This is a genomic window from Methanococcoides seepicolus (genome assembly GCF_023684405.1).
GTDB classification, from domain to species: domain Archaea; phylum Halobacteriota; class Methanosarcinia; order Methanosarcinales; family Methanosarcinaceae; genus Methanococcoides; species Methanococcoides seepicolus.
Genome location: NZ_JAGSOI010000024.1, coordinates 24,142 through 34,489, shown reverse-complemented (window position 1 = coordinate 34,489; position 10,348 = coordinate 24,142). Strand labels below are relative to the sequence as shown.

Sequence of the window (10,348 nt, the reverse complement as noted above, 5' to 3'; positions counted from 1 at the left end):
CATTTCTACTGTTAAGAAGAATCAACTTTCTGTGATGAAAGCTATTCAAGATGCAATCGATGGAAAGCCATTTGTTCCAACGATTGTTTGATTTTAGGGTTGCAAATTAATTTTTTGTATTATAGTCGGTCATACAGGATTGACGATAGGTAGGCTGAATAGTTACTATTAATTTATAATACTCCTGCTTAATTATTTTTTATTTTTTCGATTTCGACTTCGATTTCTCTTGTTCGCTTGCAATTATTGATGTGTTGCCATTCTCATTGTTATTAAATTCAGTCATGCCATCAGTCCTTGGTTTTTGTCCACCGAACCCGTATGTTTTTTTGTCTTTATTTGACATATTGCTGCCCTCTTTATTTAAATGAATTTATAATAAACAATATGAATAATATTAAACCTACAATACTCCCCATAAATGCCAAATGTGCCCATTTTATGTATCCAGAGATTTTATCGTTAAGGTCACTATTTCCAACAATGATTTTCTCATAAGTATCAAATACCTCTACAAAAAGTTTAGCATCATCATTTCCTTCTTTTTTGCAATACGTGAGGAAATCATCAGCAAATGGTTCTCTAAGGAGTGCTGAAAGTATCTGTTCACGACAGGCCTGATCGTTCAATGTGGATGAATTTTCACATGTGGAGCACATGAATATGATAGATCTCTGAGTTTTTGTCTGCCGAACGTTATATGAGCATTTGCTATCGTTTTTTGTATTTTTTTTAAAGAACGATCTATATATATAGCCTGTATTGGTCACGATTTCCGATCCTGCATAGATTTGCAGGGAAATATTGGATATAATTATAAAAGTATAACTATATTGTTTATTATGTAAAAAAATTTAATATTCGTTTGAGCTATCAGTTCTTTCAACTGCCTCTTTTTTTAAAATAAGAAATTTTCGACTCTGTAGAAATCCTAATACCTTCTTAATATTCTAAGCATGAATTCGTTTAAAAATAAAATCTGAATTAGGATTTTTACAGAGCCTTCATTTTATTGATATTTACAATTATAGATGTAATTAAATAAAGCCATACAAAATAAGTTACAGTTGTAGTTAGAATGTATGGAATATTAGTACTTTTAAAAATCAAGAAATCTGCATATTTTACTGGTCCAAGCGTCCTTGCGACAAAAATTGTGAAAAATAATTTAATAAGGATAGGGAAAATGTTCAAACCTATTATTAAGATAATGAAACTATAGATTTTTTGTTTTGTTGGCTTAATAAATTCTTTCATATTCATGATTTTTGTTATGTTTCATTTTCTTTTAAGTTTTTTGTATTTCAACTCTGTAGAACTCTTACCTAAATCAACTACGGGGAAATCAAGATTTAGAGGTTTTCTACAAAGCCAAATTTAACATCATATCAAATGATGGGATGTTCGTTCTTGTCGCCCCTGCCAATGCCCTTGTAAACGAATCCATTATCGATAAATGCATCCGGGTCGAGAACATTCCTTCCATCCACGATCACAGTGTTCTTCTTTCCTGTCACTAATCTAAGCACTGATGGGTCGAGTTTGAAGTAATCCGAATGTCCTGTCAGGATTGCAATGACGTCGGCATTTTCCATAACTTCATCGATGTCTTTCATTATCTCTACCTCGGGATAGTTCAGGACGTGAGGGTCATGTACCATCACTTCAGCACCGTTCTCGATCAGGAGACTTCTGTATGGTTCGGACGGTGGGTTTCTCGCATCATCTGAATCATTTATAAAGGCCCATCCCAAGATTGCGACCTTCGATCCTTTCACATCTTTACCTATGCGCTTCAGGGCTTCTTGTGTAAGGTAGTACATGTGGTTTGGCATAAAGTCGTTAACTTTCCTTGCAAGTACAAAAATGGAATCTGTGTTTTCAGGATAGTCAAGTTCACCACTGCTCGTTGTGACCCCTCTTTCAAGATGGTATGTATCTTTAGTGAGGCAATGCCCTCCTACTCCTGCGCCCGGGTAAAGCACGGCTCGGGTAATGCCTTCCCCTTTAAGGCTATCGATGCCTGCTCTCACATCATATACGTTGATGCTCATTGCTTCACAATATAATGCAAGCTGGTTGATAGCTGCTATTTGAAGGTCTCTGAACGTGTTCTCTGCGGTCTTCGTAACTTCGGCAGCAGTTGCTGTCATGGGTATGATCTTTCCTTTTGTCAGAACAGGACTGTAGAGTTCCACAGCTCTTTTCGTACTGGTATCATCAATACCTCCTACGATACGGTCATGTTCCTGTATGTTCTTTAAAAGGCGTCCGACCATCACTCTTTCGGGGGCGTGCGCAAGTGCAAAATCCTCTCCTGCTTTAAGTCCGGACTCCTCTTCAAGGATCTGCCTTGCAAGAGTGTCCGTTGTTCCGGGTGTTATTGTGGATTCCAGTACTACGAGCATTCCTTTTTTGAGATATTTCCCTACATTGCGGATGCCTTCGATGAGTGCTCCAAAATCAGGGGTGAGGTCTGCAGGGTTCTTAAATGGGGTCTGTATGGCCAACGTTACAGCATCAAGTTCGGATATTCTTGAAAAGTCTGGGGTACATTCGAATTTCTTTGTATCCACAACCTTTCTAAGTAGGTCCTCTAGACCGGGTTCTTCTCCTTTTAATGGACTTTCCCCTTTGTTCAGCATCTCTATCTTGTAACCGGAACTGGGCGAATCCCTCTGGAACCCAAGAACAAGATCGAACTTTTCAGAATCTGCAAATAAAGCAGCGGCAGGAATGCCCACATAGCCCATTCCAAGGACGCCTATCTTCTTTATCGGACCTTTCTTTTCAAGAACTGAACCTAGTTTACCTGTCATAGTATCACTATTTTTATTTTAAGGAAGAATGTTGGCATATATTCTGCGTAATATCTAATCATATAGTATCTATTCGTCTATTATTTAACTCATATATATTCAGAAGATCCATTGTTTAGTTCAAATATCTTTATCCATAAATTTCCGATCTATTATTCACCACTCCTCATACCTATATTGCTAATCTTATCGAGCTATGGCTTTGGGTGGTATTTCAATTAGGTCTGCTGGGTGAAATCGAAATTTCATCAGAGGTCGAAGAGCTTCTGCTGATAGGTCGGTAAAAAGAGTGAAGTATTCGAATAGGTAAGCAATTAAGTGGGCGACTAAGTAAATAATAAGTACATAATAAGTAAGTGTTCGTTATGTGAACAACTTGTGTTTTGGTCCACACAACAAAAATAAGAACGTTTAAGCCTTCTGTTCTTTCTTCTTCTGAACGATCTTCTCAAGTTTCTTTGTCCACATATCTTCGTTCATCTCTGTGTATTCGCATTCAAGATAGTGTTCTACTGCAATGCTAAGTGCCTCTTTAGTTGATGTGTTGTTGCATTTATCTTTTAATGCTAATAATTGTTCTTCTGCAAGAACGGTTTGGGCATGTACTATCTTCATTTTTGTCATCTCCATTTGGGCATTTCGCGCAGTTCATCATAATGATGCATCTTATTTATAGGTTTTGTTAAAAATCTGTTTTTTATAACTTTATCATAAAATCATTTCTACCGTTTTATTTTTTTTCATATAGATATTACCACATTTGTATCGCTATGTTCATCATTTTGCATATCTTTCTGTTGCAATGCATTTTGACCAATAGATTTAAAATATTGATTGACATTACAGGGGTTACTCGAGGGCGTGTGGCCTAGCCAGGATATGGCGGCAGCCTCCTAAGCTGTAAATCAGGGGTTCAAATCCCTTCACGCCCGCCATTATTCTTCTGATAATGTTTTCAGGTTAAGGAGCTTGTGATTTGATTCGGAAAGCCACATTAAATGATGTTGATGCGATTAAAAGCATCATTAATTTCTATGCAAAGCAGGAGCTTATGCTCCATCGTTCTGTCAGTGAGCTCTATGAGTCCATACGTAATTTCTATGTTTGTGAGATCGATGGCGATGTTGTAGGTTGCTGTGGTCTGCAGGTGTTGTGGGTGGATCTTGCAGAGATCCTATCTTTTGCTATTCTTCCGGAATATAGGGGAAAATGTATTGGCACTCAATTATTAGATGCATGCCTTGATGATGCTCATGAACTCGGTGTCACCTCTGTTTTCACATTGACGTATGCACCTGTTTTTTTTGAGAAAAATAATTTCAAACTTGTGGACAAGGCAACTCTCCCGCATAAAATATGGAGTGGTTGCATCAAATGTCATAAATTCCCGGATTGTGACGAAATAGCTCTTTCATTGGAGCTTTCATAATTCAGGTCATCAATGTAATCATTTATTAATCCCATGTACATTTGCCTAGCTATAACTAAACCAGGAAGATAATAATGATCAAAGCACGCATCAGAGATTTTATAATTACCAAAGACGACTGGATATTTGCGGTTGCAGACTATTTCCATCCTGAAGGTGTCAGGTGTGTGCTAAGGTATGTGCCCGATGAGACTGGGGACCGTCAGCTCAATGGGATGAATTACCGCAAATATGATTTTGATGTTGCTTTTGATTTTATGCGTAATAACAGGCCTGAATGGGTTCAGGATGTCCACGTAGTCCCTGAAGATCAGGTGAAGGTCATTCTCCATCCTTCAGATCCTATTCCAGAACTCATAAAAAAGGATGGGAGGGTAAAAGCCGTCTATGAAGTATTGCATGCAGCCGGTATACCTATTGATAAGATGGGTGTTACCGGCTCTGTCCTTCCTGGCTTACAGAACGATACTTCCGATGTTGATTTTGTTGTATATGGCAAGGACTGGTTCAAGGCAAGGGATGCTATTGCAGTTGCAAAGGCAAAGGGCGGATTCATTGAGGATATTGATGAGGATATGTGGCGTCGCATTTACAACAAACGTATCCCTGAGATCTCTTTTGAAGAATTCGTTTTACACGAAAAGCGCAAAGGGAACAGGGGAATGGTCGGTGGCACATATTTTGATCTCCTTTTCGTTCGAGACTGGGATCAGATAAGTTCGCCAATCTCCCGCGGCGAAGACATCGGTACTGCAAAAATAGAAGCAATAGTCACCGATGCAGAACTGGCATTCGATAACCCTTCTATCTACAAGATCGACCACGATGAGATAGATCATGTCCTTTCATACACTCACACCTATGCCGGTCAGGCTCTAAAAGGGGAATTGATCGAAGCACAGGGCGTAGTTGAACAGGTGGGCGACATTAAGAGACTTGTAGTGGGGACTTCAAGAGAGCCTAAAGGTGAGTGGATAAGATCATTGACACTACTTGATCAGTAACACACTGAACTTGTATCAAAAAGTGTTAGAATCGATGTTAATAAAGATGTGAATGAGTATTAAAAATAGTTATCTTGAGTGCTGCGAAAAGGACGCGCACTCTATAATTGTTGATCTGGTTGATGATCGGAGTGATCAACCGCCACCAGTTGCCTGGAACACTTCTTCTACTTTTTCCTGACCGGTTTCGGAACGCGCTTTAATAAGCTCCTTTGTTTCCTCTTCTGTAAGGACGTGTTCCTTTCCTTTGCTGGATCTCTTTTCGGTTATTTGCAGTTTATCGATCCTGTAATATAATTGTGTGGTATCAAGAAGTGCCCAGGTACCTTCATCATCGGTCATGATCTCCTCTATCACTCCGATGGTGTCGGTATTGATATAGCGTACATTGCTGCCAACGTTTATTGGCTTGCCATCGATATCAACGGGTTCGGGTACTTCGTTCATTTGATCCTCACATCAATTATTTTTTATCTCGTCTCTGAGATCACCAAGAAGGGCAACTCTTTCTGCAAATGCATTATGTCTGTGTATGCTCTCTTCATTGATCTGCTTAATGGTAACGAGTGCACTGTCAGGCACATGGGTGAATTCACTGACTATATTTTGTGCCATTGTTCTGACACAATCTTCCACGAACTTAGGGTTCTGGTGTGCTCTTTCAACTACCAGTGCTTCATCTGAGCGCTTTAAGAGCTCTACGATGCTTGAACTCATGGAACTCTCAATGATCTTGATGATGGTCTCAAGGGAGACATCAACGTCACCGCTGACCTCGAGGGAGATAATTCCACGTCCTCTCTGGTTGTGGGTAGCCATTGGAACTTTGTTCAGGAAGTTCATGACGGTCTCAAGATCTACTCCAAGTTCCCGGAGTGCAGTTTTTGCGTTGTCCCTCATTATTTCCTGTGCACATGGGCATGCTGTCATGCCAACGACCTCGGCTCCAATGAGTTTCTTGACAGCGATATCCCCCTCTTCAAGTCTTGTTGCGGTCGCTTCTGCAAATATGTCCACTACTTCTTGACATTTCATTTTTGTAGATGGCGCTTCCCTTTTGACAACATATTCACTCTTCATACGTACTTCTGAACGAGTGGCGTATTCATGGCGCCTTAGAAGGCTTTTAGCAACATCATTACAGAGTTCCTCTATCTCATAGACTGGCAGATTGATGGCTTTTTCGAGAACTTCATCCATGGCTTCGAAGTTACGTGAAAGGTTTGCACCTTTACGGTCAGAAGGTAGATCCACAAAGATCTCAAAGGTTGAGATTAGTACAATTGGACGTTTGTCCTTTCTCTTAATCTCAACAAGCTTTTTAACTCCGGTAACACCCACACGTGTAAGATTTATGGGTATTTTTGGTCTGTTTGCCTGTACATCAGGAAATTGCGCAATTGGAAGTTCCATATTTATAACCTCGAACAAGGATTAAGTAAATGATCGTATCTATTATTGAATAGTAACCAACACAAACAGATTCATTGCATGTAAATGTTTTGTTATATGGTCGTATTTTATCAGGCGCAACACTTGCTAATATATTTCTATACATTTCATATTTATATTTGATTTGATATCATTTTTGATCTATAAATGTGCTTGTCGGGCTATTTCACATCCAGAATCATAATCAAAAGGCAACATTAAAAGAAAACTATTTATATTTCGTAAGTACAACTACCTATAACCGATATCGGGTTAGTAAGGTGATAAAATGTCTGAAACAAGAAACTTTGTGTTACGAGACGAAAAAGGCAATGAAAGCGGCGTATTCACGGGTAAACAGCCACGTCAGGCAGCTCTTAAGGTTGCTAACAGGGGCAAGGGTACCAAAAAGAAGCCAGAAAAGATTATGCTTCGTGAGCGCGGCACTAAGAAGATCCATGTTTTCGTGGGTTGGAAAGAAATGGTCGCTGCACCAAAGAACAAACCTGACTGGATGCCTGACAAGATCAACAAGCCATTCGTCAAGAAACAAAAACCAGGCATAATCAAACTGGAAACTGTCTAATATTTTCAATTATTGTAGGTTCTGACTCGAACCTGCAAGTTCTTCTTTTTGAATTTTATTGATAATTACTTTAGACCTATCTTTCAAGCTTTATTCTGCTCTCTTTTACGTTCCTTAAATCAAAAAGCTTTATACGCTGTATAATCTTTATTGTATCTATATGACAGGAAAAAGAGAGAATGTGTTGATCGAGGCACTTCCTTACATAAGGGAATTCCACGATTCTGTTATGGTCGTCAAAGTAGGCGGACATGCCATGGTCGATCCTCAGGTAATGAGTGATATCATCCAGGATATTGTCCTCCTGCGCTTTGTCGGTATTCATCCTGTGATCGTTCATGGCGGCGGACCGGAAATAACCGAAAAGATGGAACGCATGGGCAAAAAGTCAGAATTTGTGGGTGGGTTGAGGATAACTGACGATGAGACCATGGAAATTGCCCGGATGGTGCTTGTCGGAAATATCAATACCCGCATAGTCTCCCTTATAGGCAAACATGGCGGTAAAGGCGTCGGTCTTTCCGGAAAGGATGGGAAGATGATATTGGCAAAGAAAAAGGGCACTCAGAGAATCCTGATCGAAGAGGTTGAACACGATGTTGATCTTGGCTGGGTTGGGGATACTGAGATAATCGATCCGGAGATTATCAATATAGTGATAGCAAATGATTATATTCCAGTCATATCTCCAATAGCAATGGATTCAGAGGGCAATGCCCTTAACATCAATGCTGATACGGTTGCAGGCGATCTCGCAGATGCTCTGAATGCAAAGAAACTGATACTTATGACCGATGTGCCTGGTGTTCTCAGAGATCAGGCCGATGTCTCAACACGCATATCCCGCATCGGTGTGGATGAAGTTGAACAACTGATAGAAGATGGTATTATCGGTGGCGGTATGATCCCGAAGATGAGAAGTGCAAAAGCAAGTGTTGAAGGAGGCGTGGATCGTGTACATATCATCGATGGCAGCATATCCCATTCAGTATTGCTGGAGCTTTTCACCGATCAGGGTATTGGTACGATGGTGTATAAGGACACCGAATAAGGGTGCCCTCTCATCCTTTTTTGGCTTTATCTGTCAAGTATCGGACTACCATAGGTAAAATCGTCCAGTTCGAGCACTTTTTTCCACGTCTGTTTGCAATCGCATGTCAGTCCTTCGAGCACTTTTAGGTCTTGGGTACGTGAAAACAAATGTACTGCATCCGAAACGTCCCTGCTGCATATCTTGCAATTGTGAGGGCCACGTTTTGAGCCTGCACCTACGGGGTCGGAAGTTATGACCAGGTCAGGATGGTTTTGTTTTGTACGTTTAAGGATCTCAACGATACTCCAAAGCCATGGTGTTCTGTATTGGCTCCTTTGCCAGAGCTGTTCCACATATGTACCATTTTGGACATTACATAGGTTTATCGAGATGGTCTGAGCATGATCTGCAACATCATCTACAGTTTTGACAATGTCTTCCAATGCTTCCTTTTCGGACAGGAATGGTGGTTTCAGCAACAGATATGCTTTCATGCTCACATCGTTGTTCTTTGCCAGGTTTGAGGCTTTAATATAATCCTCGAACGTGAATCCCTTATTTATGGAGTTCTTCCGTATATTGTCTGAACTTGTCTCCAGCCCTATAGCAACTTCAAATGAGGTATCTCCGAGTGCTTCTTTACAGGTTTTCAGGGTCTCTTCAGTAACGAACTCAGGTCTGCTCTCAACAAGGACCTTAAAGATACGTTCATCGGATGCCAGTTTGCTCAGGATGTTAGCTCTTGTTTCGGCTGGCACTTCATTTTCATCAAGGAAACTTCCTGATGTAAATATCTTCACCATGAAACTTTCAAACTTCTCGCCCTTCTGCATTGCATTATCGAACTGCCTTTCAAGTTCTTCCGGTTGTGGGGGTATCTTTGCACTGTCATAAACGAAGCCGCACATTGTACAGCCTCCAGCTTTTCCCCACCAGCAGCCCGATGTCTTGAAGATGATGGTCAGTGTATCAACTGTCTTTCCGTCACAGTGATCAGTGCTTCTCCATACTGCGGCAGGATAATCGTTAGATGATGGCTTTATACGCTGACGTTCACGTATATCTAATACGGCTTTATTAAGTGACATTTACTCAAACTCGATAGTTGCAGGTGGTTTTGGTGACAGGTCGTAAAGTACTCTTGCGACTGATGCTATCTCGCCGGAGATCCTGGATTCGATCTTCCTGAGGGTCTCCCAGGGTAGTTCAAGTGCCTCTGCGGTCATACCATCCCTTGAACCTACAGCGCGTACGGCAATTATCCAGCCATGTACACGTACATCTCCCTTGACGCCGGTTCCTTTTCCTATGACGGCTGCAAATGTCTGCCATGGTTTGAACTGCTCAAGGAGCTCTTCCTCTACGATCGCATTCGCTTCACGTACGACATCTACTTTTTCCTCAGTGACCTCTCCGATTATCCTTACGGAAAGCCCAGGTCCTGGGAATGGCATTCTCTCACATATCTCTTCAGGAAGGTCAAGTGCCCAGGCGACCTCACGCACTTCATCTTTGTAAAGGTCATCTATAGGCTCGATTATTCCCTTGAAGTCGATGTGTTCTGGTAATCCGCCGACGTTATGGTGGGATTTGATGCCGCCGTCAGACTCGATCCTGTCCGGATAGATAGTTCCCTGAATGAGATATTCTGCATTTATTTCGCGTGCTTCCTCTTCAAAGACACGAATGAATGTCTCTCCGACAACCTTTCTTTTCTCTTCAGGGTCTTTGATGCCGACAAGCGCCTCAAGGAAGCGGTCCTTTGCATCTATGGTCTGCAGGTTCATGTCCTCAAAGATCTCTTTGATCCTTTTGGTCTCACCTTTTCTCATAAGACCTGTATCGATGTAGATAGGTATCAGATCATCTCCAATAGCCCGGTATGCAAGTACTGCACAAACTGAACTGTCAACGCCGCCGGAAAGTGCGATTATGGTCTTTCCTTTTGCTTGTTCCTTGATCCTGTCTATAGCCTTAGGTATGAATTTCTCGACTTTTACCATGAATGTGAACTCCAGTTATGATGTGATGATGATCAATATTAGT

The 10,348-nt window shown here is 41.0% G+C and carries 11 protein-coding genes and 1 tRNA gene; 5 read left to right on the top strand and 7 right to left on the bottom strand.

The window, feature by feature from the left end; translation table 11 throughout:
• Positions 1 to 359: 359 nt before the first annotated feature.
• The 3 genes from KDK67_RS07375 to KDK67_RS07365 form a co-directional block, all read right to left on the bottom strand.
• On the bottom strand, positions 360 to 629 hold the full coding sequence (locus KDK67_RS07375; RefSeq protein ID WP_250868161.1) for a hypothetical protein: 270 nt from the start codon (positions 627 to 629) through the stop codon (positions 360 to 362).
• 759 nt (positions 630 to 1,388) lie between these two features.
• Positions 1,389 to 2,819 (bottom strand): nucleotide sugar dehydrogenase, encoded by a 1,431-nt coding sequence (locus KDK67_RS07370; protein ID WP_250868160.1) that lies wholly within the window; start codon positions 2,817 to 2,819, stop codon positions 1,389 to 1,391.
• A 411-nt stretch (positions 2,820 to 3,230) separates the two neighbouring features.
• Positions 3,231 to 3,434 (bottom strand): DUF5371 family protein, encoded by a 204-nt coding sequence (locus KDK67_RS07365; RefSeq protein WP_250868159.1) that lies wholly within the window; start codon positions 3,432 to 3,434, stop codon positions 3,231 to 3,233.
• Positions 3,435 to 3,676: 242 nt separating this feature from the next.
• On the opposite strand from KDK67_RS07365, the gene KDK67_RS07360 reads away from it, so the two are divergent.
• From KDK67_RS07360 to KDK67_RS07350, 3 genes are all read left to right on the top strand, one after another.
• Positions 3,677 to 3,754: transfer RNA gene (locus KDK67_RS07360), tRNA-Arg, on the top strand.
• Positions 3,755 to 3,795: 41 nt separating this feature from the next.
• Positions 3,796 to 4,248, top strand: coding sequence for an N-acetyltransferase (locus tag KDK67_RS07355; RefSeq protein ID WP_250868158.1), 453 nt, complete (start codon positions 3,796 to 3,798; stop codon positions 4,246 to 4,248).
• Positions 4,249 to 4,322: 74 nt separating this feature from the next.
• A complete protein-coding gene (locus tag KDK67_RS07350; protein ID WP_250868157.1) occupies positions 4,323 to 5,252 on the top strand; it encodes a nucleotidyltransferase domain-containing protein in 930 nt (309 codons plus the stop codon).
• 135 nt (positions 5,253 to 5,387) lie between these two features.
• Here the strand turns inward: KDK67_RS07350 and KDK67_RS07345 are convergent, their stop codons facing one another.
• Both KDK67_RS07345 and mptA read right to left on the bottom strand, forming a co-directional pair.
• Positions 5,388 to 5,699: a DUF2098 domain-containing protein gene (locus KDK67_RS07345; RefSeq protein WP_250868156.1), complete on the bottom strand. Its 312-nt coding sequence runs from the start codon at positions 5,697 to 5,699 to the stop codon at positions 5,388 to 5,390.
• Between the two features lie 12 nt (positions 5,700 to 5,711).
• Positions 5,712 to 6,665, bottom strand: coding sequence for a GTP cyclohydrolase MptA (mptA, locus tag KDK67_RS07340; RefSeq protein WP_250868155.1), 954 nt, complete (start codon positions 6,663 to 6,665; stop codon positions 5,712 to 5,714).
• A gap of 307 nt (positions 6,666 to 6,972) precedes the next feature.
• Between mptA and KDK67_RS07335 the strand changes: the two genes are divergently transcribed.
• Together KDK67_RS07335 and argB are read left to right on the top strand one after the other, a co-directional pair.
• Positions 6,973 to 7,269, top strand: coding sequence for a non-histone chromosomal MC1 family protein (locus KDK67_RS07335; protein ID WP_250868154.1), 297 nt, complete (start codon positions 6,973 to 6,975; stop codon positions 7,267 to 7,269).
• Positions 7,270 to 7,429: 160 nt separating this feature from the next.
• Positions 7,430 to 8,320: an acetylglutamate kinase gene (argB, locus tag KDK67_RS07330; RefSeq protein WP_250868153.1), complete on the top strand. Its 891-nt coding sequence runs from the start codon at positions 7,430 to 7,432 to the stop codon at positions 8,318 to 8,320.
• A gap of 26 nt (positions 8,321 to 8,346) precedes the next feature.
• Here argB and KDK67_RS07325 read toward each other — a convergent pair whose 3' ends face one another.
• Positions 8,347 to 9,390, bottom strand: coding sequence for an archaeosine biosynthesis radical SAM protein RaSEA (locus KDK67_RS07325; RefSeq protein ID WP_250868152.1), 1,044 nt, complete (start codon positions 9,388 to 9,390; stop codon positions 8,347 to 8,349).
• Complete coding sequence (gene guaA, locus KDK67_RS07320; RefSeq protein WP_250868151.1) at positions 9,391 to 10,305, bottom strand: glutamine-hydrolyzing GMP synthase; 915 nt, start codon at positions 10,303 to 10,305, stop codon at positions 9,391 to 9,393. It lies immediately after the preceding gene.
• Between the last annotated feature and the right edge of the window lie 43 nt (positions 10,306 to 10,348).

Coding starts and splice junctions, on each gene's coding strand:
- KDK67_RS07370 (WP_250868160.1), bottom strand. CDS start 2,819: ATGACAGGTAAACTAGGTTCAGTTCTTGAAAAGAAAGGTCCGATAAAG.
- KDK67_RS07365 (WP_250868159.1), bottom strand. CDS start 3,434: ATGAAGATAGTACATGCCCAAACCGTTCTTGCAGAAGAACAATTATTA.
- KDK67_RS07350 (WP_250868157.1), top strand. CDS start 4,323: ATGATCAAAGCACGCATCAGAGATTTTATAATTACCAAAGACGACTGG.
- KDK67_RS07345 (WP_250868156.1), bottom strand. CDS start 5,699: ATGAACGAAGTACCCGAACCCGTTGATATCGATGGCAAGCCAATAAAC.
- mptA (WP_250868155.1), bottom strand. CDS start 6,665: ATGGAACTTCCAATTGCGCAATTTCCTGATGTACAGGCAAACAGACCA.
- KDK67_RS07335 (WP_250868154.1), top strand. CDS start 6,973: ATGTCTGAAACAAGAAACTTTGTGTTACGAGACGAAAAAGGCAATGAA.
- argB (WP_250868153.1), top strand. CDS start 7,430: ATGACAGGAAAAAGAGAGAATGTGTTGATCGAGGCACTTCCTTACATA.
- KDK67_RS07325 (WP_250868152.1), bottom strand. CDS start 9,390: ATGTCACTTAATAAAGCCGTATTAGATATACGTGAACGTCAGCGTATA.
- guaA (WP_250868151.1), bottom strand. CDS start 10,305: ATGGTAAAAGTCGAGAAATTCATACCTAAGGCTATAGACAGGATCAAG.